Annotated in this window: 20 protein-coding genes; 5 read left to right on the top strand and 15 right to left on the bottom strand. The window is 72.9% G+C overall.

Annotated elements, in window-relative coordinates; genetic code table 11:
* The 10 genes from hemB to E0F75_RS32495 all read right to left on the bottom strand — a co-directional run bounded on the left by hemB (nucleotide 1) and on the right by E0F75_RS32495 (nucleotide 10,065).
* Entirely contained in the window at nucleotides 1–1,020 is a 1,020-nt protein-coding gene (gene hemB, locus E0F75_RS32540; protein WP_229314555.1) for a porphobilinogen synthase, read from the bottom strand.
* Nucleotides 1,021–1,171: 151 nt separating this feature from the next.
* A complete protein-coding gene (locus E0F75_RS32535) occupies nucleotides 1,172–1,972 on the bottom strand; it encodes an aspartate/glutamate racemase family protein (protein WP_055599433.1) in 801 nt (266 codons plus the stop codon).
* Nucleotides 1,941–3,221, bottom strand: coding sequence for an FAD-dependent oxidoreductase (locus E0F75_RS32530; RefSeq protein WP_229314554.1), 1,281 nt, complete (start codon nucleotides 3,219–3,221; stop codon nucleotides 1,941–1,943). Before E0F75_RS32530 ends, E0F75_RS32535 begins: the two co-directional genes overlap by 32 nt.
* Entirely contained in the window at nucleotides 3,218–4,063 is an 846-nt protein-coding gene (locus E0F75_RS32525) for an arylmalonate decarboxylase (RefSeq protein ID WP_229314553.1), read from the bottom strand. Before E0F75_RS32525 ends, E0F75_RS32530 begins: the two co-directional genes overlap by 4 nt.
* 182 nt (nucleotides 4,064–4,245) lie before the next feature.
* Nucleotides 4,246–4,665 (bottom strand): hypothetical protein, encoded by a 420-nt coding sequence (locus E0F75_RS32520; RefSeq protein WP_229314552.1) that lies wholly within the window; start codon nucleotides 4,663–4,665, stop codon nucleotides 4,246–4,248.
* Between the two features lie 147 nt (nucleotides 4,666–4,812).
* Nucleotides 4,813–5,427: a LuxR C-terminal-related transcriptional regulator gene (locus E0F75_RS32515; protein ID WP_266969912.1), complete on the bottom strand. Its 615-nt coding sequence runs from the start codon at nucleotides 5,425–5,427 to the stop codon at nucleotides 4,813–4,815.
* A gap of 105 nt (nucleotides 5,428–5,532) precedes the next feature.
* Complete coding sequence (locus E0F75_RS32510; protein WP_229314550.1) at nucleotides 5,533–6,462, bottom strand: DMT family transporter; 930 nt, start codon at nucleotides 6,460–6,462, stop codon at nucleotides 5,533–5,535.
* 218 nt (nucleotides 6,463–6,680) lie between these two features.
* Nucleotides 6,681–7,736 (bottom strand): LysR family transcriptional regulator, encoded by a 1,056-nt coding sequence (locus E0F75_RS32505; RefSeq protein WP_229314549.1) that lies wholly within the window; start codon nucleotides 7,734–7,736, stop codon nucleotides 6,681–6,683.
* A gap of 32 nt (nucleotides 7,737–7,768) precedes the next feature.
* The gene (locus tag E0F75_RS32500) at nucleotides 7,769–8,686 is read right to left on the bottom strand and encodes a TIGR03619 family F420-dependent LLM class oxidoreductase (RefSeq protein WP_229314548.1); all 918 of its coding nucleotides are present in this window, start codon (nucleotides 8,684–8,686) and stop codon (nucleotides 7,769–7,771) included.
* The gene (locus E0F75_RS32495) at nucleotides 8,683–10,065 is read right to left on the bottom strand and encodes an MFS transporter (protein WP_229314547.1); all 1,383 of its coding nucleotides are present in this window, start codon (nucleotides 10,063–10,065) and stop codon (nucleotides 8,683–8,685) included. The genes E0F75_RS32500 and E0F75_RS32495 overlap by 4 nt, the downstream gene beginning before the upstream one ends.
* Nucleotides 10,066–10,261: 196 nt before the next feature.
* Here E0F75_RS32495 and E0F75_RS32490 point away from each other — a divergent pair, with 196 nt between their 5' ends.
* Nucleotides 10,262–12,010: a glutamate--tRNA ligase gene (locus E0F75_RS32490; protein WP_229314546.1), complete on the top strand. Its 1,749-nt coding sequence runs from the start codon at nucleotides 10,262–10,264 to the stop codon at nucleotides 12,008–12,010.
* A 45-nt stretch (nucleotides 12,011–12,055) separates the two neighbouring features.
* On the opposite strand, the gene E0F75_RS32485 is transcribed toward E0F75_RS32490, so the two are convergent.
* The 3 genes from E0F75_RS32485 to E0F75_RS32475 all read right to left on the bottom strand — a co-directional run bounded on the left by E0F75_RS32485 (nucleotide 12,056) and on the right by E0F75_RS32475 (nucleotide 15,041).
* On the bottom strand, nucleotides 12,056–13,441 hold the full coding sequence (locus tag E0F75_RS32485; protein WP_229314545.1) for a hypothetical protein: 1,386 nt from the start codon (nucleotides 13,439–13,441) through the stop codon (nucleotides 12,056–12,058).
* Between the two features lie 18 nt (nucleotides 13,442–13,459).
* A complete protein-coding gene (locus tag E0F75_RS32480; RefSeq protein ID WP_229314544.1) occupies nucleotides 13,460–14,428 on the bottom strand; it encodes a hypothetical protein in 969 nt (322 codons plus the stop codon).
* Between the two features lie 127 nt (nucleotides 14,429–14,555).
* Nucleotides 14,556–15,041, bottom strand: coding sequence for a hypothetical protein (locus tag E0F75_RS32475; protein WP_229314543.1), 486 nt, complete (start codon nucleotides 15,039–15,041; stop codon nucleotides 14,556–14,558).
* 663 nt (nucleotides 15,042–15,704) lie between these two features.
* Between E0F75_RS32475 and E0F75_RS32470 the strand changes: the two genes are divergently transcribed.
* The 4 genes from E0F75_RS32470 (at nucleotide 15,705) to E0F75_RS32450 (ending at nucleotide 20,737) form a co-directional block, all read left to right on the top strand.
* Nucleotides 15,705–16,931: a sialidase gene (locus E0F75_RS32470; protein WP_229314542.1), complete on the top strand. Its 1,227-nt coding sequence runs from the start codon at nucleotides 15,705–15,707 to the stop codon at nucleotides 16,929–16,931.
* 14 nt (nucleotides 16,932–16,945) lie between these two features.
* Nucleotides 16,946–18,133: a chromosome condensation regulator RCC1 gene (locus E0F75_RS32465; RefSeq protein WP_229314541.1), complete on the top strand. Its 1,188-nt coding sequence runs from the start codon at nucleotides 16,946–16,948 to the stop codon at nucleotides 18,131–18,133.
* A gap of 43 nt (nucleotides 18,134–18,176) precedes the next feature.
* On the top strand, nucleotides 18,177–19,352 hold the full coding sequence (locus E0F75_RS32455) for a chromosome condensation regulator RCC1 (protein WP_267499835.1): 1,176 nt from the start codon (nucleotides 18,177–18,179) through the stop codon (nucleotides 19,350–19,352).
* Nucleotides 19,353–19,738: 386 nt separating this feature from the next.
* Nucleotides 19,739–20,737, top strand: a complete 999-nt coding sequence (locus E0F75_RS32450) for a TAXI family TRAP transporter solute-binding subunit (RefSeq protein WP_229314540.1) — start codon at nucleotides 19,739–19,741, stop codon at nucleotides 20,735–20,737.
* Between the two features lie 102 nt (nucleotides 20,738–20,839).
* On the opposite strand, the gene E0F75_RS32445 is transcribed toward E0F75_RS32450, so the two are convergent.
* Nucleotides 20,840–22,273 (bottom strand): HAMP domain-containing sensor histidine kinase, encoded by a 1,434-nt coding sequence (locus E0F75_RS32445; RefSeq protein WP_229314539.1) that lies wholly within the window; start codon nucleotides 22,271–22,273, stop codon nucleotides 20,840–20,842.
* Between the two features lie 18 nt (nucleotides 22,274–22,291).
* On the bottom strand, nucleotides 22,292–23,005 hold the full coding sequence (locus E0F75_RS32440; protein WP_229314538.1) for a response regulator transcription factor: 714 nt from the start codon (nucleotides 23,003–23,005) through the stop codon (nucleotides 22,292–22,294).
* Nucleotides 23,006–23,064 lie beyond the last annotated feature (59 nt).

Here is a 23,064-nt window from a genome sequence, read left to right as displayed (position 1 = left end):
TCACCGGTCCAGCGTCTGGGCGAACTCGGAGGCCCAGTAGGTGATGATCTGCGTGGCGCCCGCACGGTGGATGGAGGCGAGGCTCTCGCGGACGACCTGGTCGCGGTCGATCCAGCCCTTGGCGGCGGCCGCCTCGACCATGGAGTACTCGCCGGAGACCTGGTAGGCGGCGACGGGCACCTGCACGTGGTCGGCGATGAGCCGGACGATGTCGAGGTAGGCGAGCGCGGGCTTCACCATCACCAGGTCGGCGCCCTCGGCCACGTCCAGCGACACCTCCAGGAGGGACTCGCGGATGTTGCCGGGGAACTGCTGGTAGCCCTTGCGGTCGCCGCGCAGGGTGGACTCGACGGCGTCCCGGAAGGGGCCGTAGAAGTGGGAGGCGTACTTGGCGGAGTAGCCGAGGATCGCCACGGACTGGTGGCCCGCCCGGTCGAGCGCCTCGCGGATACGGCGGACCTGGCCGTCCATCATGCCGCTGGGCGCGACGATCTGGGCGCCCGCGTCGGCCTGGACGACGGCGGCCTGGGCGTACAGCTCGATGCTGGCGTCGTTGTCGACGTCGCCGTTCGCGTCCAGGACTCCGGTGTGGCCGTGGTCGGTGTACTCGTCGAGGTTGATGTCGCCGATGATCACGGTGGAGTCGCCGACCTCGGCGACGACGTCGCGGAGGGCGACCTGGAGGATGCCGTCCGGGTCGACCGCGCCGGTGCCGGTGGGGTCCTTGTGCTCGGGGATGCCGAAGAGGATGAGTCCGCCGACTCCGTTGGCGACCGCTTCGGCGGCGGCCTTGCGGAGGGTGTCACGGGTGTGCTGGAAGACGCCCGGCATGGAGGGGATCTCCCGCGCCTCGGTGAGGCCCTCGCGGAGGAAGAGGGGCTGGACGAGGTTGGCGGGGCCGACGCGGGTCTCGGCGGCGAACCGGCGCAGCGCGGGCGTGCGGCGCAGCCGGCGGGGGCGGTAGTAAGGGGCGGCGGGGTCGGTGGCCGCGGTGTTGCGGCCGTAGGCGTCGTACGTCATGGGCGTGACTCCTTCGAGGGCGTGGCGGCGTGCGGAGACGGAGCGGCGGGCGAGGACGGGGCGCGGTGCGCGGACCGGACGCGGTGCGAAGCCGGCGCGCAGGGCGGAGACAGGCCGAGGAGGGCGCACAAGGCGGCGGACACGGCATCTCCTAGAGGGCCTCGCCGAGGAACACCTGCTCCAGGTGCTTGGCGACGGGCTCGTCCGGCCGGCTGAACCAATAGCCGTGCCCGCTGCGCTGGAAGAGCTTCAACTCGCCCAGCTGGACGAGGGTTTCGGCGAGCTTGACCGCGAGCCCGGCCGGGTCGACGACGGGCAGGCCGTGCAGTTCGTGGATGCCGAGGTGCCAGAGGATCTCGTTGGGGATGCCCTCGGCGGGGATGATGACCTCGGCCCCGGCCCGCGCGGCACGCTCGGCGGCCGCCGAGTACACCTCGACGAACTGGTCGAAGTCCCCTTCCAGGGACCGGTGTACGGAGTCCCAGCCGCCGGGGACGACCTCGTACGAGCTGAGCGAGGACTCCAGGCGGTACTGCCGGATGTTGGCCCGGATGGGTTCTTCGAGCGGCGGCATGAAGCCGAGGACGCCGAAGCGCTGCCCGGTGAGCGCCGAGAGGAAGAAGGCCGTCTCTCCGTAGCCGAGGGTCGGGATGGAGGCGAGGTGGCGGGCGTCGCGCAGACCGGGGTCCTGGCCGGCGGCGATCACCCAGGCGTCGTAGCCCTCCCGCTCCGCGACGAGCGCGGACTCGGAGAAGTGCCGGCTGAAGAGCACCTGGGCGGAGTGGTGGCCGACGAGCCCGAACGGTGTGGCGTCGGGGTAGGTGTCGGCCGGCAGGGTCTTGATGTCGATGGTGGTGCCGGGTGCGGCGATCGCGTCGAGATGTTCGCGGTACCACTGGTCGAGCAGCGGCAGACGTCCCTCAACGGTGTGCTTGTGAAACCAGATCCGCATGTGCGTCACCTTTCAGTGGTCGTGGTGCGACGTCGAGAAGTGATGCCTTGAGCAGGTAGTCGACGGCCGAGCGGGGGTCGGCGGCGGTGCGCCTCAACGAGGCGAGCCGGGCCGGGAGTTCGGCCGCGCTGTCCAGTCCGGCCGTGCGGGCCTCGCTGCGCGGGATGACCGCCGTCTCGACGACCGACCGGCGCCGTTCGAGGGCCGCGTCGAGCGCCGCCTCGCCCGGGGCGTCGCCCCGCAGGACGGCGGCGAGGGCCCGGCCCGTCTCCACGGCGTCATGGATCCCGCAGTTCATGTTCAGGCCGCCGGCGGTGGACGTCAGATGGGCCGCGTCCCCGGCGAACAGCACCCGGCCGGCCCGGTAGCGGGGCAGCAGGAACCGCGCGAGCCGGTAGGTGTGGGCGTCGGCGATCCGGACGGCCTTCCCTGCGGCGCCCGGCAGGGCCTGCTCGACCCTGGCCCGTACGGCTTCGGGCGCGAGCACGGCGTCGCGGTCCGTCCCGCGCGGGATCCGGAAGATCAGCCGCCAGTGGTCGGGCATGCCCAGGGCGCTGAACGAGGCCCGGGCGTCGCGGACGTAGGACAGCGGGGCGAGCCCGGGAACCAGCTCGTCGAGCGGCGTCCCGGTGACCACGCGGAGCGCGTAGTCCGGGTACTCCTCGGCGGTGCCGGGGAGCCCGGCGAGCTCGCGGAGCCGGCTGCGGCTGCCGTCGGCCGCCAGGACGTACGGGTGACGGGTGACGGTGACCCGCCCCGCCGCGTCCTCGGTGCGCAGCCGCACCCCGCCGCCGGTTCCTCCGCCGCCGACGCCTCCGCCACCGATGTGTTCGGCCCCGGTGACGGTGGTCCCGAACCGCACGTCGGCGAGACCGGTGGCCGTCAGCTCGGCGAGCAGCAGCGGGGTGAGCCGGGCCTGTTCGACATGGAGCCGGTACGGGTGACCGGTGTGCCCGGCGAGCACGGAGTAGTCCAGCTCGGCGTGGACGACGCCGTCCAGGTCGCGCCACTGGACGCGGTCGACGGTACGGCCCTGGCGGCGCAGCGCGGCGGCGACGCCGAGCTCGTCGAGGAGGTCGAGGGTGGAGGGGTGGAAGGTGGACGCGCGGGACTCGGTGGCGAGCGACTCCCGGGACTCCAGGAGCGTCACGCGGACGCCGGTCCGGGCGAGGACGAGCGCGGCGGTCAGTCCCACGGGCCCGGCGCCGACGACGGCGACCGGCCCGTGGGAGGCGGTATCGCCGCTCACGACACGGCCACGGCGGCGTCGCGACCGGCCGCGGCGGCATCGCTACCGGGGGCGTCATCGTGACCGGGGGCGTCATCGTGACCGGCGTCCGGTGCGCCCGCCCTCGTTCCGGTCCGCTCGGCGAGCCGGCGCAGCAGCGGGTGCGCGTCCGGGCCCTCGGCCGGCAGGCCGAGGGTGTCCCGGGCCCACCAGGCGCTCGCCAGATTGGACGTGAGCAGGGTGCGCCCGCTGTCCCGGCCGAGCTCGGCGAGCGCGTCGAAGGTGAACATGCCGGTGCCGGTGAACAACAGCGTCGCGTCCTCGGGGAGTTCGGCCTCACGCACCTGTGCGACGAGCTCCTCGGTGGTCACGTCGTACGGGGAGAAGCGGGCGCCGGCCCGGATCTTGACCACCCGGTCGACGGCGAGCCCGGCCGACTCCCAGTAGGCGTGGGACAGTTCGGTGAGCCAGGGCTCGTACGGCGAGATCAGGACCAGCCGCTCGGCGCCCACCGCACGCGCCGTGTCGAGGATGGCGAGCGCCGCCGACCGTACGGGGGCTCCCACGCGCTCGGAGAGCTCCGCACAGAGGGCCCGGTCGCCGTCCGGCGTCAGAAGGTAGTGCGATCCGGTGCAGGAGACGACGGCCGCGTCGAGACGCAGACCACCGAAATTCCCCAGCACATCGGGGAGTACGTCGTTGTACTTCTCCAGCCGGCCGCGGAGGTCATTTCCGGGAAGGACCGGGAAGCGTGAGGTGTGGACATTGAATGCGGGGCTGACGAGGCTGCCGATCTCGGGTTCGGCCGCGGCGTTTCCCGAAGGAACCACCACACCGAGTCGCGGCGCCGAATGCAGAGCCATGAACGAGTCACTCCCATCCGTCGGTGCCATTGACATCACCGTACGAGCGGAACGGACCGCACATCGATACGGGATTCCGCACCCGTGGCCGGATTCATCACCCGACAGAACAACGGCGCCGCACCGTGAATACGGTGCGGCGCCGCAGCATCCGAGAAGGGAAATGGAAACGGAAACGGAATTCAGTGGGCCCTGGCGGCCTCGGCGACGAATTCGTCGATCTTCGCCCGTCGGGTCAGTCCGCCGTTCACGGCCCAGTTCCCCTCCGGGATCTCGTTCACGACGAGCCAGACGACCGTGTCGGGCGTGGTCGCCTCCTGGACGTGCCGGGTGACCTCGACCGAGAGTGCTTCGTTGCGCTCGGGGGTGAGGAAGCCCTCCAGAGGCGTGACCACGACGAGGACGCCCGGGGTGGTGCCGGCCCCCGTGGCCGCGAAGCCCTTGGCGGCCTCACGGACGTAGACCCAGGTGGCGGCGGCGAAGAAGTCGGTGCGGGGCAGTTCCATGGCCGTCAGCACGGAGTCGGCGACCTGCTGCTGCAGGACCTCCGCGGCGGCCTCGGAGAGGGTGCCCTCGGGAACGGTTATCTCGACAAGCGGCATGGCGAACTCCCCCTAGTGGATACGTACGGGAACAGGAACAGGAACAGGAACAGGAACGGGTACCGGAAGGGACCCGGGATCGGGCACGGGAGGGCGCGGGCGCGTGGTGGGCTCGGCGCGGGCGCGGTCACGCTTGCGGCGGAAGGGTCAGCAGGCCAGCGCCGCCTCGAACCGGTCGATCGCAGCGGCCAGTTGGGCGCGCCGGCGGATGTCGAGCTTGCGGTAGATGCGCGTGATGTGCAGCTCCACGGCCCGGGTCGACACCGTGAACGACTCGGCGATCTGCTTGTTGGTCAGGCCGTCGAGCATCATGGTGGCGATGCGCCGCTCGTGGGCGGTCAGTTCCTCACGGACGGCGACGTCCTCGCGTACGGCGGCCACCTCGCGGACGGCCGGCGGGGCGGGCGCAGCGACGCCCCCGCGTATTCGCTCGTGGGTCCCGGCACCACCGGTGGACCGCTCCAGACCGGCGAGCACCACGTGCCCCATGACCGCGTTCCATTCTCGGACCCGTAACTCTCCGATGACCTGCGCCTGGGCGTACGGGTCGGCGTACAGGACCCGTAAGAGGGTGCCGCGGTCCCTGGCCTCACAGACCAGGAGTTCCCCGGTACCGTCCCGCCAGGGGCCGCCGCCGAGCAGGATGCCGCGCGCGGCCATCCTTTTCCAATAGGTCCGGTGGGCCTCTCCGAAACTCAACCGGTCCGTCTCATTGCCACGGAAAACGAGTTCGACCACAAAAGCCACGTACGACTCCCCCATAAAGGCCGGGTGTTTCCACTCGTGACGCTACCATCCATCACCCGCCCCATGAATGAACACAATGTTGCGGGCGGCGGCCCGGCATTTCCTGGGGGAATGGGGCGGCTAATCGGCCGCCGCTGCCGTCGGTACGGGGGTGGCCTCGGGCGCCGGTTCGGGCGCCGGGCGCGGCTTGCGCCGGAGCAGACCCGTGGCCGCGAGCACCGCGACCGCCCCGAGCCACACGGTCCAGCCGAGGGGCTCGTCGAGGACCACGGCGCCCAGGACGACGGCCACGGCGGTCATCAGATAGGTGACCGTGGAGGCCACGGTGGGCCCGTCCTTGATGATCAGCTCGAAGTTGAGCAGCGCGGCGAAGCCGGTGCAGACCACGCCGAGGATGAGGACGGAGATCACCGAGTCGGTGCGCCAGGTGATGGTCTGGAGACCCAGGAAGGGGAAGGCGACCAGGAGGAGGACGGTGGCCGCGCTGAGCTGTCCGCCCGCGAGCATCAGCGGCGGAATGCCCCTGCCCACGAGGTACTTGCCCATGTACGCGAAGCTGGCGCCGAAGCTGATGGAGCCGAGGACGAAGCAGAGGATGCTCCAACCGGTCCCGGCCGAGGACGAGTTCCAGGGCGAGGCGATGAGCGCGGTGCCGCCGAGGCCGAGCAGCACGCCGCCGGCCTTGAAGCCCGAGACCCGCTTCTCCTGGCCGAGCAGCAGGGCGGCGGCCAGGGTCCAGATCGGCGCGCTGCCGTTGACGACCGCGGCGACGCTGCTCGATCCGTCGATCTCCCCCTCGGCGTAGAGGGTCCACGGGATGGCGTTGCCGAGCAGCGCGGCGACGGTCAGATGGCCCCAGGTGGCGGCCTCCTTGGGGAGCCGGAGCCCCTTGGCGTAACCGATGGCGAGGATGACGACGGCCCCGAGGGCGAGCCGGATCAGCACCATCTGCACGGGTGAGAAGCCGTACCCGGCGATCTTGATCCACAGGAAGACGGAGCCCCAGATGAGGCTCAGGGCGGCCAGCCGCGTGTAGGTGGCTTTGGACATGGGTGTTCCCGCTCTCCGAAGGCAGACAGGGCTCGGCAAGGAGTTGGAAAGGAAAAGTGAGGGGGACGCGCGGAGCTCTCCGCGGTACGGGATCGAGCCTCGCACCGGCGGTCGGACCGGTCCAGCAACGTCTGGTGGACGGTACCGTCCACGAGCCGTGGCGTATCGCGTTCCCGCAGGTCAGCGGCGACGCGCCGGGTGTCGCCCGCGGTGCCCGCTCAGCCGGCGACGGCCGCCCTGGCCGCCGTCCGCAGCGCGTCGAGGACGGCGGCGATCTCGGGGGACGTCTGGCTGCCCTCGCGTACGGCCGCGAAGACCGTTCGTGAGGGCGCCCGCTCGCTGAACGGGCGGATCGTCACCTCGGGCCGCGGGACCGGCTTGGCGAGGCGCGGCACGAGCGCGACCCCGAGACCGAGCCGCACCGCCGCGAGCGTGGCGTCCCAGTCGCCGATGGCGTGGGAGGCCTGCGGGGTGAACCCGGCGGCCGTACACGCGGCGACGCCGATGTCGTGACAGAGGCCGGTCGTGGCGAAGATCCAGGTCTCGTCGGCCAGGTCGGCGAGGAGCAGCCGTTCGCTGCCGAGGAGCCGGTGGCCGGCGGGGAGGGCGATGTCGAAGGGGTCGTCGCAGAGCACGACCCGGTGGAACCGCCCGTCGAAGCGCCCCTCGGAACGGCCTTCGGAACGGCCTTCGGAACGGCTGTCGGAAGGACCGCCGGACAGACCGTCACGCGATCCGCCGAGGCGCCCCTCCTGATCCCCGGAACGCTCCGAACCTCCCGAGCCCGCCGAGCCCCCCGAGCCCGCCGCGGGCCGGGTCGTGTCCGCGGAGATGACGACATCCGTCTCCCCGCGCTGGAGCAGGGAGAAGCTCTCCGGCGGGTCGACCTCGGCCAGCGAGGTCCGCAGCAGCGGCCGGGTCTCCCGCAGCCGGGCCACGGCGGGCAGGATGAGCGCCGAGAGGGTGGTGGAGAAACCGGCGACCGCCACCTCGCCCCGCTCGCCGCTCTGGTGGGCGGCGAGTTCCGCGCGCATCTGCTCGACCTGGGTGAAGACGGCGTCGGCGTGCCGGAGCACGATCCGCGCGGCCCCGGTGAGCCGCAGCCGGCGACCTGACGGCTCGGTGAGCGGGACTCCCAACTCGCGTCCCAGGGCGCTGATCTGCTGCGATACAGCCTGGGGGGTGAGGTGGAGGGCCTGGGCGGCCGCGCTGACGGTGCCGCGCTCGCTGAGTTCCCTCAGCACCCGCAGCTTCCTCAGGTCCGGATCGGTCACGTCACGCGCCCCCTCCCGCTGCCGCCGTTCGATCATCGTACGCAGCCGGCGTCCACGTCGATGACCTCCTTGACCAGTGTCTCCAGGACGTCGAGGTCACGCGCGGTGCGCCCCGCCTCGCGCCGGTCGCCCGGGTAGGTGGGGTCGAGGACCACGGCCCGCGCGCCCAGGTCCTGGAGGAGTCCGAGGTCGTCGGCGATCTGCGCCTGGGTGCCCTCGCCGAGCAGCCGCCCGGGGCCGAGCGGCCGGGAGGTGACGCGGAGTTTGATCCGGGGGCAGACGTCGGGGAAGGGTCGCTCGTGTTCCTCCGCGACCTGGCGGAGCGCGGGCAGCCCGACGCCGAGGAGCCAGTCGCCGGAGACCGAGGTGGGGTGCCAGGCGTCGCCGAGCCGGACGGCCCGGCGGAGCGCGCCGTAGCTGTGGCCGCCGACCCAGACGGGCGGTCCGGGCCGTTGCACGGGCAGCGGTCCGGTGTGCACCTCGCGGAAGGAGACGTGGGCACCGTCGAAGGAGGCCACCTCGGTCGCCCAGCAGGCCTTGATCGCGGCGAGGTACTCGTCGCTGATCGCCCCGCGCTTGCGGTACGGGACGTCGAGGACGGCGAACTCCCGGGCGGCCCAGCCGGCGGCGGCGCCGAAGACGAGCCGGCCGTTGCTGAACCGGTCGATGTTGGCGGCGACGCGGGCGGTGTGCACGGGATGCCGGTACGGGAGGATCGTCACCGTCGTCCCGAGCCCCACGGTCCTGGTGACGCCCGCGAGCCAGGCGAGGGTCGCGAAGGGGTCGTAGAACGGGGCGGGGAAGAGGTGCTGCACGTCCGGGGTGAGCGCGACGTGGTCGGAGACCATCGCGTAGTGGTAGCCCATCGACTCGACCCGCAGCGCCCAGTCGGCGAGGGCGTCGGGGGTGGCCTCGGGCCCGTAGTTGGGCAGATTGACGCCGAATTTCATGGCGTGTTCCTTTCCAGGGCCTCGGCCGCGGTCACGCCCGCGGCTCCGGTCCCGTCCTTGTCACGATGGTCGGTCGCGGCGTCACGCGGCTCGGTCGCAGCGTCACGCCGGTCGGTCGCGGCGTCACGCGGCTCGGCCCCGGCGTCACGCCGGTCCGCCCCGGTGTCACGCCGCTCGGTCCCTGCGTCGCGCCGGTCGATTCCGATGTCACGGTGTCCGGCCCCGGCCTCGCGCCTGGCGAGTGCGCGCACCGCGGTGAGGTGGAAGAGGACTCCCGCGAGAGCGACCCCGGCGGCGGGGAGCGGGAGCCAGCGGGCGTCGAGCCCGTGGGCGAGGGCGAGGCCGCCGAGCGCGGAGCCGACGGCGCCGCCGAGGTAGGTGGCGGAGCTGTTGAGGCCGACGGCGGCGGCGCCGCCCTCCCCCTCCCGCGCGAGCAGTCGATGCTGCTGGGGTACGACGAAGGCCCAGCCGACCGCGCCCCACACGATCAGGGGCAGCAGGACCAGGCCCGGTACGGTTCCGGTCCACGGCAGCAGGGCCAGGGCGGCGCCGAGGGTGCCGAGCAGGGCGACCGCCAGCAGGGCGGGTCTCCCGGTCCGGTCGACGAGGGTCCCCGCGAGGAGGCTGCCGCAGACCCCGCCGATGCCCCAGACCCAGAGGTACGGCACGGCGCTGCCGACGTCGGCGACCCGGTGGAGGACCGGTTCCAGATAGGTGTAGAGCCCGAGGCTGGCGACGGTCTGGGTGAAGGTGACGGCGACGACCACGGCGACCCGGGGCCGGGTCAGGGCGCCGAACCGGGCCCGCAGCGAGGGCGCCGCGGCCCCGCGTACCGGCGGAAGGGCGGTGCCCACCCCGGCCAGGGCGACCACACCGAGGCCGGTGATCAGCCACAGGGCGGTACGCCAGCCCGAGTCGGCGGCCACGAGCAGCCCGAGCGGCACACCGAGCACGGTCCCCGCGCTCATTCCGCCGAGCACCAGGCCGAGGGCCCGCCCGCGCCGCTCGGGCGGCACGAGCGCGACGGCCGCGGTGGCCGCCGCCGGGGTGAAGAGGCCCGCTCCGGCGCCGGCCAGGGCCCGGGTGCCGAGGAGCCCGGCGTACGAACCGGCCAGTGCGGTCCCGGCGTTGGCGACGACGAAGACCACGAGCGCGGTCACCAGGACCGTACGGGTGCCCCAGCGGGCGAGGACGGCCGAGAACAGGGGTGCGGCCAGGGCGTAGCAGAGGGTGAAGGCGGTGACGGACTGCCCGGCGAGGGAGACGGAGACCTGCAGGTCGGCGCCGATGTCCGGGAGGAGCCCCGCCATCGCGTAGGCGTCGGTCCCCATGGCGAAGGAGCCGAGCGCGAGCAGGGCCACCGCGCGCGTGCCGCCCATCACACCCCTTTCTGTTCCGCGTCCGCCCGTGTCGTACGGATCGGCCCTCAGGACGCTACTGACCGTGCGCGCCGATCGGGGCCCACACCACCGAAGTGGGTTCGGAGTCCCGCAGCCTCGCGCCCCCGCCCGTCTCGAATCGGCCGGTCACCGGCCTACGGTGGATCGATCGAGGAACCCCAGGAGGGAGTCCACCGTGCTCGACCTGTCCGTCATCAACGCGATGTTCCCGCCCGATCTCCCGGAACCGGCCGACTGGGAGCGCCGGTTCCGGCCGCGCACCCTGCCGGAGGGCGCCGAGGTGACGCGCTTCGCCCCGAGCCCCACCGGACATCTGCACATCGGCGGCCTCTACACGGCGGCCGTGGCGCGCGCCCTGGCCCACCAGTCGGGTGGTGTGCACGTGCTGCGCGTCGAGGACACCGACCGGTCACGCCAAGTGGCCGGCGCCGCCGAGGAGTTCTCCCGGCTGCTCGCGGCCTTCGGGCTCGCACCCGACGAGGGCGGGGTGACCGGTGCCGGGGAGTGGGGCCCGTACCTGCAGTCGGAGCGCCGGGACGTCTACCTCAGCCATGTGCGCGAACTGCTGCGGCGGGACCGTGCGTACCCCTGCTTCTGCGACAAGGACCGGCTGGCCCGCAGTGCGGAGGAGCAGCGCGCGGGCCGCTCACCGATCGGCTACTACGGCCGGTGGGCGCCGTGCCGCACGCTGGCACCGGAGGAGGCAGCCCGCCGGACGGCGGCCGGCGAGCCGTACGTCGTGCGGTTCCGCTGCCCGTACGAGTTCCCCGGCCGGGTCCGGTTCACGGACCGGATCCGCGCCGCCGTCACCATGCAGGACAACGGCAACGACGTCGTGCTGCTCAAGTCCTCGCAGGAGGAACTCCCCCTGCCGACCTACCACTTCGCGCACGTCGTGGACGACCATCTGATGCGGGTGTCGCTGGTGGTGCGCGGCGAGGAGTGGCTGTCCTCGACGCCGGTCCATCTCCAGCTCCACGCGGCGCTCGGCTTCGACCCGCCCGCGTACGCGCATCTGGCGCCGCTGATGAAGGCCGAGGGGCCCTCGCGGCGCAAGCTCAGCAAGCGCAAGGACCCCGAGGCGTCGGTGGACTACTACCTGGCCGCCGGGTATCCGCCGGCCGCGGTCCAGCACTATCTGCGCGGTCTCGCCAACATCCGGCTCATGGACGTCCCCACGGCCGAGGCGCTCGCCGCGCCCGTCCGGCTCGACGGCATGCGCCCTTCGGGGCCGCTGCTCGATCTGCCCAAACTGCACTCACTGAGCCGGGAGTTCATCGCCTCGCTCACCCCCGACGAGCTGTACGGCCAGCTCCTCGCCTGGGCCGAGGAGTACGACCCGGAGCTCGGGTCCGTCCTCGCCCGGCAGCGGGGACTCGCCCTGGCGGCAGTGGCGGCGGGCCGGCCGGAGGGCGCGCCCGCCCGGAAGGACCTGGACCGCTGGTCCTGCTTCCGCGACCGCTACGGCTTCTTCTTCGCGGAGCTCTTCGGCCCGCCTCCGGCGGCCGACGACGACCGTTACGGCGGCCTGGACCCGGATCTCGTGCGCCGGATCGCCGGCGAGTTCGCCGCCACGTTCGCCGACAAGCTCACCGCCGACTACGCCGCCGAGTCCCCCATCGACTCCGCCATCGAGTCCGTCGCCGACTCCGCCGTCGACTCCGTGCGGGAGGGAAGCGGGGCGGCCGCCACGCCGGAGGAGTGGTACGGCGCGCTCCGCGCGCTGGCGGGGCGGCACGGTTACGCCCCCGACACGGCCTCCTGGCGCCGGGACCCGGAGCGCTGGGCGGGCCCGCCGAGGGAGGTCGCGAACGTGGTGCGGGTCGCCCTCACGGGCGCCACCCGCAGCCCCGATCTGTTCGCGGTGGCCCGCGCGCTGGGCCGGGACGAGGTGCTGCGCCGCCTCACCGCCGTGGCGGGGTGAGGCGGCGCGCGCTCGCACCGGTCCGGGCGCGCGTACCGGCTGTGGTCAGTTCAGCGGCACGCTCCGGAGCCCGGCCCGGACGCCCGCGGCCGCCGGCGCCGGGGTCTTGAGGAGACCCTTGTCGCTGGAGCTCGCGGGCGCGTCGGCGCCGACCGGGGTGGTGGTCATGGGCCGGGCGGCCGCGCAACGCTGCTTCTCGGCCTCCGACATGGGTCCGGTGCGCTGGAGCAGCCGGTCGGGCACGGCCCGCGAGGGCCCGTCGACGACGGCGTGCAGCCGGTAGTCGTCCTTCTTGCTGACGAACCAGCCCTCGACCCGCTCGCGGCTCGGCTGCATCTCGACCCAGCTCACCTCACCGGGCTGGATCTTCTCCACGACCGTGCGCTGGTCGCTGCTGAACCACTGCCAGGGCCGCTGCCAGACCTTCTCGTGGGCGAGGGCGAACTGGGTGGCCATCGGCCGCTCCTTGAGGCGCTTCTCGTCCTCCGTCCGGTCTCCCGAAGTGGGCAGCCTGGCCACCTCGTTGAGCGCGAGGCCCGCTTCGGCATAGGTCTGGGAGATGCTGTCGTGCGCGCGCTCGGAGTACGAGAGGAGCCGGGAGTGCTCCAGCGCGTTGCGGGTGCAGTTGACGAAGGCCTCGCCGACGACCCGCGCCCGGTCGTAGTACCGGAAGGAGGTGCGGGTGTCGGGCCGGAAGGTGCAGGCGTTCTCGCCGTTGCAGGCGGCGGCGGCGTTGTGGAGGGTGCTCTCGCGCTCATTGCCCTTGTACGCCTCCGAGGTCCCGAGCGAGGTCTTGCTCACGGTCTTGTCGACGTCCTGCGGCACCTCGACCGCACGGATGCGGGCGACCATCGGCGAACAGGTCACATGGGTGCGGGAGTCGGTGACGCGTGAGGTGAAGGTGAGCAGCGGCTCGTTCTCGCTCGCGGTGAAGACGTAGGCGCGACCTGTCCAACGCCCCTTGCCCGGGGTGCCCTTCACTCGGTCGGGATCGCCGGCCGTGACGAGCTCCTGCACCGGGCCTCCGGAGCCGACGACGGCATAGGGCTGACCCGCGACGACCTGTTCCCCGGTGCACTCCTTGGAGACGGCGGGGCTGTCCTCGTACCGCACGGTGACCTTGGCGCCGGCGCGGACTCCGCGCAGCCGCTGCTGGAGGGTGTTGCCGTCCTTCTGGAGGGCGACGCCGTGGGAGGCGTCGGTGCGGCCCGAAGCGGCGGGCGAGTAGCGCTGGTTGAGGCCGGTCCAGTGGTCGATTCCGACGGTCGTGGGGCCGTCGCCCTTCATGACGGGGTCGGCGAAGTCGCCGTTGAGGACGGGGACGGTCTGCTCGGCGGCGGCGGCCGAGGCGAGGGAGGAGAGGGGGACGACGGGCAGCAGCAGACCGGCGGCCCCGAGGACGACGAGGGCCGGGAGGGTGGTGCGGTTCATGGTGGAGCTTCTCCCGGGTCAGTTGGCGGCGGGCAGGACGACGACGCGCTTCGGCTCGGCGCCCGGGGGCACCGCCCGCGCGACGGGGACCTCGGCGGCGGAGACCGGTCCGGGGCCGGGAGCGGGAACAGGGGCGGAGCCGGGGCCGGGAGCCGGGGTGGGGGCGGTGTTTCCGGTGGGTCGCGTGCCGCCGCAGACGCCGGCGGCCGCGGCGTACGTCTGGGCGATGAACGTGCTGTTGGTGACCATCGAGGGGCTGTCCACGACGATGCCGATGATCCGTTGCCCGGTGTCGGCGACGAGGCTGCCGGCCACGCGCCGCATGGCGGCGCTCGCACCGAAGACGAGCATGTCGTGCGCCTTGACGGTGGTCTTGTAGGCGGTCTCCTCGGTGTTCTCGACCGTCCACGACTTGGAGTACGTGGCCTTGAAGGCGGCCTGGAAGGCGAGGCGCGCGCTCAGCGAACCCGAGGCCGTGGCGCCGCCGGCGACCGAGGTCTTGGCGGTGTTCGTCGACGTGGGGCCCTTGTCGAGGTCGGGCGTCTTGTTCTCGCTGGAGACCTCGCCGGTGAGGTTGGTACTGACCGTGCCGGTGGCGCCGACCGTGCCCTCGGCGGTGATCTGCCCGGAGATCTCGCCGCCGATGTTGTCGGTGGTGCCGGTCTTCAGGGTGACGGTCCGCTCGACGGCCATGTCGCTCTGGGTGCAGTTGATCACCGCGTTGCCGAGCGACTTCATGGTGGTGACGTACTCACGGCCCAGCTTGCGGTCGATGGCGAAGGTGCAGGCGTTGCGCTTGGTGCCGCAGTACTTCAGGACGTCGGCGACCTCGGCCGGGCGTCCGTCGGCGGTGAGGGCACGCGGTACGGGGGTCTCGCCCGGTCCCTCCTCGGCGGCGCCGGCGGGCGGCGCGAGGGAGGCGGCGGCGAGGCCGAGGAGGACGGAGAGGGCGGGCAGCAGAGCGGCGCGGCGATGGCACGCGGGCATGACGGGGGATCCCTTCGGGACGGAGGGGACGGAGGGGACGGAGGGGAGCAGGGGAGCAGGGGAGCAGGGAGAGGAGGAGCAGAGGGGAACAGGAGCAGGGAGCAGGGGACGTGCGGCAGGGAACGGCTCAGCCGCCGAGGAGGCTGCAGAGCTGGTCGACCGGGAAGGGGGACTGTCCCGGGTCGGTGGACCCCTGCGGCAGCGAGCCGGGGAAGGACTCGCAGGTCGAGGACACGGCCTGGGCCGCGTTGTTCGCCGGCTCGGGCTTGTTCGCGGCGATGGTGTCGGTCATGTCCTTGACGCCCTGCTCCTCGGTGGCGCCCTTGCCGCCGGTCAGTGTGCTCATGCAGGAGGACGAGCCGGGCGGGCACTCCTTGAGCTTCTCCCCGGCCGCCTTGATGTCCTTGTCGGCCTGGCCTGCGGCCTCCTGGGTCTTCTTCTGCTGTTCCTCGATCTCCTTGGCTTCCTTGGCGTTGGCCTCCTTGTCCAGGCAGGCCTGATCCTCGGGCTTGCACTCCTCGGCGTACGCGGTGGGGGCCAGGGGCAGGGCGAGAGCGGCGGCGAGGACGGCCGCGGTCAGCACACGGCGTGCCGACGTCTTCCATTCGGGCATGGGAACTCCCTTGGGACAGGGGTGACTTGGTGTGCTCGGAAGGGGACGCCAGGGGCGGACAGGGGGACTGCCCTCAAGATCACCGAGCGCATCCAGACGCTAACCGTCGGGGCCTCGGCACTCCGGCAGGACACACGGCGCGGCGCGTACCCCGGGGGCCGCTCACCACTTCGGCGGAGCGCATACGGGGCTGCCCCGAGGGGTCGGATCTGGGGCGCCGGCGGGCCCGTCCCCCGACCCGCCGGTCCACCCGTTCGTAGGGATTCGGGGACAGGGAGGAGAGAGCGGGCGGGCGTGTCCGTCGGGGCCTCTCACCCACCCGGCCGCCGCCGTTCGGCGGCCCGCCCCCGGCGCCGCCCGCGTCTCGCTCCAGGCTCGTGGCGGGGGCGAATGCGCCCCCGGAACACCACCCCGAACGGACGTCCGACAAACGGGTGTTTCAGCAGTTCCAGCGCGCCTCGGTGATCATTTTCGGACAGTCTGCTGATGTGCCCGACGGCCCGTCCCGGCCGTCGCACCCGGCCGTGGGCACCCCATGCCCAAGGGCCCGGCACCACGTGTTCGCATGACCCGCGACCGGCCCGTGTACGCCTCCGTCTCCCGGCGGACGGCACCGGCCGGGCGCCGCGCTCCCGTATGTCCCCGTCGAAGGAGAGCAGAGCCATGTCCCGTTCACGACGCAGTCCCTCGCGCACGACACCGCGCGCCCGGCGGTTCGCCGCCGCCGCCCTCGCCGCGGCAGCCCTCACCGCCGTACCCGCCCTCGCCCCCGCGGCGAACGCCAACGAGGGCAACCCGACCGTGCTGGGCTGGGGCGCGGGCCGCACCGGCCAGCTCGGCAACGGCACCCTCGCCGACAGTCTCAGCCCGTCCTCGGTCACCAGTCTCTTCCGCGGAGACGTCGACCAGATGTCGGCGGGCGGCACCTCTTCCGCCGACTCGTTCGCCCTCGCCCGTACCGACAAGACGGTCAAGTCCTGGGGCCACAACTCCTCGGGCCAGCTCGGCAACGGCGGCAACACCAACCAGGCCGTGCCCACCACCGTCCCCCGCCTCAACAACATCAAGGACGTCGCCGCGGGCGGGAAGCACGCCCTCGCCCTCGACACCGGCGGCCAGGTCTACTCCTGGGGCGACAACGCGTACGGCCAGCTCGGCAACAACCGCACCGGCGACAGCCGTACGGTCCCCGACCGCGTCCAGGGCATGCCCAAGGTCAAGCAGATCTCGGCCGGCTGCGACTTCAGCCTCGCGCTCCTGGAGAACGGCAAGGTGTACGCCTGGGGCCGCGGCATCCACGGCCAGCTCGGCAACGGCACCCGCGCCACCAGCTCCGTACCCCGGCAGGTCCTGGGCCTGGAGAACATCGTCGAGATCGACGCGGGCTGCCACCACGCCCTCGCGCTGACCGCCGACGACACGGTCAAGTCCTGGGGCTACAACCTCTACGGCCAGCTCGGCAACTCCTCCACCAAGTCCGCCACGCTCCCCGTCGACGTGGACTGGATCGAGGGCGTCTCCGACATCGAGGCGGGCGCCTTCCACAACTACGTCAAGACGAGCGACAGCCACGTCTGGGGCTGGGGCAACAACCAGTACGGCCAGCTCCTGGAGTCCGACGAGGCCTTCGACTCCAACGTCTCCCGCACCAACCGCACCGCACCCGTCGAGATCCCGCGCCTCGAAGGCGTCCAGCACCTCGCGGCCGGCGCCCGGCACGGCGTCGCCGTCACGGCGGACGAGGTCTTCACCTGGGGCCACAACGGCGAGGGCCAGCTCGGCAACGGCACGACGGTCGCCCGCTACGAGTCGGTGAAGATCCTCGACGAGGGTTCGGCGATCAAGGCGGTGGCCGTCTCCCTGGGCGGCAACACGACGTACGCGTACTGAGGCCGGTGAACGGCATGTCATACCCGTCGTACGTACGGGCCGCGCTCGCCGCGGCCGTCGCACTGACCGCCCTGGCGACCTCGCCGGCACCCGCACAGGCCGAACCGCGTGATCCGTGGGTCCGGTCCTGGGGGCTGAACATCGGCGCCCAGCTCGGCAACGGCACCACGCTCAACCAGGGCACCCCGGGCTCCGTCGTCGGGGTGGCCCGCGGCGACGTCCGCGAGCTCTCCGCCGGAGGCTTCAACAGCAACCTCTCCTTCGCCCTGGCCCTCCTCAACGACGGCACGGTCCTGTCCTGGGGCGGCAACACCTCGGGACAGCTCGGCGACGGCAGCACCACCCAGCGGGGCTTCCCCGCGACGGTCGCCGGACTCTCCGGTGTGTCCTCGATCGCAGCCGCCGGCGGCCCGTTCGCCCTCGCGGTACGCGGCGGACGCGTCCTGGCCTGGGGCACCAACGCCTACGGGCAGCTCGGGAACGGCCTCACCACCCCCGACAAGGACGGCCTCGCGACCCGCCCCGTCGCCGTCCAGAGCCTGAACAGGGTCAAGGACGTCTCGGGCGGCTGCGATCACTCCGTCGCCCTCCGGGAGGACGGCACCGTCTGGACCTGGGGCAGGAACGACGTCGGACAGCTCGGTGACGACACCGACACCGACCGGAACACGCCCCGGAAGGTGCCCGGCCTCGATGACGTGGTGGCCGTCACCACCGGCTGCCGCCACACCCTCGCCCTCACTGCCGGGGGCAGGGTCAAGGCCTGGGGCCACAACGCCAACGGCCAGCTCGGCGACGACAGCACCGAGCACCGCAGGGTGCCCGTCGACGTACAGCATCTGGACGGCGTCACCAAGGTCTTCGCGGGCGCCTATCAGAGCTACGCGGTCCTGGACGACGGCACCGTGCGTGCCTGGGGCTGGAACGGTCAGGGCCAGCTCGGCGACGGCACCACCGTCAGCCGGACGACTCCCGTTCCCCTCCCCGGCCTGAGCGACGTCCAGGAGATGGCAGGCGGCTGGCAGCACACCCTCGCCGTCCTCTCCGACCAGTCCGTTCTCGCCTGGGGCAACAACAGCAACGGCCAGCTGGGCAACGGCACGACCGACTCGTCCCCCACCCCGGTCACGGCCCTGCCGGCCGGCAGCGGCGTCACCCGCGTCGCCGCCTCGGTCGCGAACAAGTCCAGCTACGCCTACTGATCCCCACCGACCCCACGACCCTCATGAAGCGAAAGGCACGCAGATGACCCCACCCCTGCGTCTCACCCTCCTCGCCGCGCTGTCCCTCGCGGCCCTCACCGCCTCCGCCCTCCCCGCCTCCGCCGGCACCGACCCCTGGGTGCGCGCCTGGGGCGAGAACGCCCAGGGCCAGCTGGGCAACGGCAGCGTCCTCGCCCAGCAGACCCCCGCCGCCGTCGTCGGCATCACCCGTGACGACGTGCGCGAGCTCTCCGGAGGAGGCGGCGGCGCCGCGGCAGCCGCCAACGGCTTCACCGTCGCCCTCCTCAACGACGGCACCGTGAAGAGCTGGGGCAACAACGCCACCGGCCAGCTCGGCAACGGCACCCTCGTCGCCCAGTCCTTCCCCGCGACCGTCGCCGGACTCTCCGGCGTGAGCGAGGTCTCCGCGGGCCTCAACCACGCCCTCGCCGTCAAGGGCGGCCGGGTCCTCGCCTGGGGCAGCAACGCCTCCAAGCAGCTGGGCACCGGCCAGGACACCACCAACCCGTACAAGGCCCCGATCCCCGTGCAGAGCCTGGACAAGGTCGAGGACGTCGGCGCGGGCTGCGACTTCAGCGTGGCGCTCCGGCAGGACGGCACGGTCTGGACCTGGGGCAAGGGCGACAACGGGCGCCTGGGCACCGGCAACAACACCACGCGCGAGACCCCGCAGAAGGTGCCCGACCTCGTCGACGTCGAGTCCGTGGCCGTGGGCTGCGACCACGTCCTCGCGCTCACCGCCGACGGCGTGGTCAAGGCCTGGGGCAAGGGTGCCGAGGGCCAGCTCGGCAACGACACCACCGCCGACAGCAACAAGCCGGTGGACGTCGCCTACCTCGACGCCGTGGCCAGGATCTTCGCCACCTCCGCCTCCGGCTTCGCCGTCCTCGACGACGGCAGCCTGGCCGGCTGGGGCAAGAACACCGACCGGCAGCTCGGCGACGGCACGAACGCCAACCGCACCACCCCGGTCGTCCTGGACACGCTCAAGGGCGTCCAGAGCATCGCGGGCGGCGCCGACTTCACCGTGGCCGCGCTGGACGACGGCTCGGTGATCGGCTGGGGTGCCAACGCGGCCGCCCAGCTCGGCGACGGCACGACCACCAACCCCACCGGCACCACGGTGGCGCTGCCGCCCGGCAGTGGCATCACTCACGTCGCCACGACCGTGACGGGCAAGTCCGCCTTCGCCTACTGACCGGCACGGCCGCGCGGACCCCTCGCCGGGCCCGCGCGGCCTCACACGGGCTTCTCGGGCTTCGTACCGGCCTCTCCCGGCTTCGTACCGACCTCTCCGGCTTCGTACCGGACGCTCGGGCTGCGTACCCGCCTCGAGCGGACCTCTCGCCAGGTCCCGCGCGGGGCGCCACCCCGGCCACGCGCGGGCGCCACCCCCAGGCACGCGCGGGGCGCCACCCCGGCCACGCGCGGGGCGCACCCTGGCCACGCGCGGGCGCCACCCCCGGCCACGCGCGGGGCGCCGCCCCCAGGCACGCGCGGGGCGCCACCCCGCCGCCGGCTCCGCCGCCCCCTCACGCGATCGAGCCTGGCCAGACACGCCTGCGGCCTGGCAGGATCGCGAGCATGTTCGCCTCCCTCTCCCGTGCTGCCCGCCGCCGTGTCCTGGCGGGCGCGACCGCGCTGCTCGCGGTGTGCGGGGTGCTGGCGTGGTGGCTGATGCCCTTCGGTTCCCCCACTCCCCGCGGCTCGGTCACCTTCAGCACGGGAGTCTCCACCGGCGTCTACCAGCGGTACGGAGACCTCCTCAAGCAGGACCTTGCACAGGACCTGCCCGAGGTGTCGATAACGCTGAAGGAGAGCGAGGGCTCCCAGCAGAACGTGCAGCGGGTGGCCACCGGCGAGGCCGACTTCACCGTCGCGACGGCGGACGCGGTCGCCCAGTACCAGCGGGAGCGCAAGCCCGGCTGGGAGCGGCTGCGCGGCTGCGCCCGGCTCTACGACGACTACGTGCAGATCGTGGTGCGCAAGGGCTCCCCGCTGCAGAAGGTGCGGGACCTGCGCGGCCTCCGGGTCGGCGTCGGTCAGGACAGGTCCGGCGTACGACTGATCGCCGACCGGGTCCTCGCGGCCGCGGGCCTCACCCCGGACCGGGACATCGTGCCCGTCCCGGCGGGCATCGACACCATGCCCGGACTGATGGAGCGGGGCGAGCTCGACGCCTTCTTCTGGTCGGGCGGCCTGCCCACCCAGCCGGTGCAGACGCTGTCCGAGCGCTTCGAGATCCGGCTGCTGCCGCTCGACTCGGCGCTGATCGACCGGCTCCACGACGTCGGCGACTCGACCCGTCACTACCGGTCAGCGGTGATCCCCGCCGACGCGTACGCCAAGGCGCAGGACGGCCTGCCGATCGAGACCCTCGCGGTGGCGAACCTGCTGGTCACGACCGAGGAGGCCGACGACGACCTGGTCGAGGGCTTCACGCGTACGGTGATCGGGAGCCGGGACCGGATCGGCCGCAAGGTCCACCCGGCCCAGCTGGTGGACCTGCGGACCGCCGTCTACACCGAGCCCCTGACCCTGCACGACGGCGCCCGCCGCTACTACCGCTCGGTGAAGCCCTGAGCCTCCCGGAGAGGGCCCGGCCCTAGCCGCGCCGCGCCCCGGCCGCCCCGCCGCCCCGCCGCGCCGCCGCGCCCCGCCCCGGCCGCCCCGCCGTCTACCGCCCTACCGCTCCGCCGGCGTCCACCGCTCCCCCGGCTGCGCCACCGGGGGGTTCCGGGGCACGGTGACCGTCACGCGCAGCCCGTGGGGCTCGTTCGGCGCGAACGCGATGCCGCCGCCGCCCGCCGTGAGCAGGACGCGGGTGATCGAGAGGCCGAGGCCCGATCCCTTGATGTTCTGGTGCCGGCCCGAGCGCCAGAAGCGGTCGCCGACCCGGCCCAGCTCCTCGTCCGTGAGGCCCGGCCCGTGGTCGGCCACGACGACGGCGACGTTCTCCCCGCCGGGCTGTGCCTTGGCCGTCACGGTGACCTCCTCCCCGGCCGGGGTGAACTTCAGCGCGTTGTCGATCACCGCGTCCAGCGCGCTGGAGAGCGCCACCGGGTCCGCCCAGGCCGTGACCGCCCCGCACTCCCCGGTGAGCACGACGCCCTTGTCGTCGGCGACCGGCCGCCAGGAGGCGACCCGCTCGGCGGCGAGCGCGCCCACGTCGATGAGCCGCAGCTCGGCCGCCGCGTGCTCGGCGAGCGCCAGGTCGAGGAGGTCGTCGAGGACCTGTGAGAGGCGCTTGCCCTCGGTCCGTACGGAGGCGATCTCCTCGTTCCCCTCGGGGAGCTCCATGGCGAGCAGCTCGATCCGCAGGAGCAGCGCGGCCAGCGGGTTGCGCAGCTGGTGGGAGGCGTCGGCGACGAAGGCCCGCTGCTGTTCGAGCGCCTCCTCGACGTTGTCGGCCATCTCGTTGAACGAGAGGGCGAGGCGCCTGAGTTCGGGCGGTCCGCCGGTCGCGGCGACCCGGGAGTTCATCCGGCCGGTGGCGATGTCGTGGGTGACGGAGTCGAGGACGCGGACGGGCCGCAGGACCCAGCCGGTGAGCCGGAAGGCGGCGCCGACGGCGACCAGCATGGCCAGGGACTCGCCCGCGAAGATCAGCAGCCAGCCGCGCAGGATGCGGAGCCGGAGCTGCCCGGTGGGCGAGTCGGTGACGACGACCGCGATGACGTCGCCGTCGCTGACGACGGGGGAGGCGATGATGAGCCGGGCGTGGGCCTGCCAGGGCCACACCTGGGGCGGATCGTGGCTGCGGCGGCCGAGCAGCGACTCGTTGAAGGCGCGGCGGCCCTCCCCCTCGTACGGGACGACCCAGTCCTCGGGCGCGGCGGCCATGGACCGGTTGTTGCGGTAGAAGATGCCGGCCCGGATGCCGTACACGTCGTGGTAGCTGGCGAGTTCGCCGCCGAGGGTGGTGCGCCGCTCGTCGGTGCCGGGGCTGGTCTCGCTGACGAACTGGGCGAGCGCGGCGAAGCGCGCGGCGTCGTCGAGCCGGTCGACGACGACGCGCTGCTGCTCGGAGGCGGCGAGGCTGGCGGCGAGCGGGAAGCCGAGGGCGAGCAGGACGCCGGCCATCAGCACGATGAGCAGCGGAAGGAGGCGGGTGCGCACGGAGGGGCCGTCCGACGGTTAGGCGGCGGGGGCGACCAGGCGGTAGCCGACGCCCCGCACGGTCTCGATCAGGGCGGGCATCCGGAGCTTGGAGCGCAGGGAGGCGACATGCACCTCCAGGGTGCGGCCGGTCCCCTCCCAACTGGTGCGCCAGACCTCGCTGATGATCTGTTCGCGGCGGAAGACGACTCCGGGGCGCTGCGCGAGGAGGGCGAGCAGGTCGAACTCCTTGCGGGTGAGGGGCACGCTCTCGCCGTCGACGCTGACCCGGCGGGTGGGCAGCTCGATGGTGACGGAGCCGAGCCGCAGCCGGGTTCCGTCGGTGGCCGCGCCGCCGCCCGTCGTCTCCTCCGCGCCGGCGTTGCGCCGGCTGACGGCGTGGATCCGGGCGAGGAGCTCGCCGGGGTCGTACGGCTTGACGACGTAGTCGTCGGCGCCGAGGTTGAGCCCGTGGATCCGGGAGCGTACGTCGCCGCGCGCGGTCACCATGATCACCGGGGTGGTGGTGAGCTTCCGGATGCGGCCGCAGACCTGGTAGCCGTCCTGGTCGGGCAGACCGAGGTCCAGCAGGATCACCCCGTACGAGGGACGCTCGCCCTGCGCCGTGGGCAGCACGGCCTGGAGCGCCTCCTCGCCGTTGCGGGCGTGGGTCACCGTGAAGCCGTGCTTCGCGAGGATCGCGGAGAGGGCGGCGGCGACATGATCGTCGTCCTCGACGAGCAGCAGTCGCATACGTACCTCCTCCGTGAAGATGTTCCTGATGGCGGCTCTCTGTGTACCAGGTGGTACCA

Source organism: Streptomyces sp. CB02980 (assembly GCF_014451325.2).
Lineage (GTDB): Bacteria > Actinomycetota > Actinomycetes > Streptomycetales > Streptomycetaceae > Streptomyces.
This window is presented reverse-complemented; position numbering and strand designations above follow the sequence as displayed.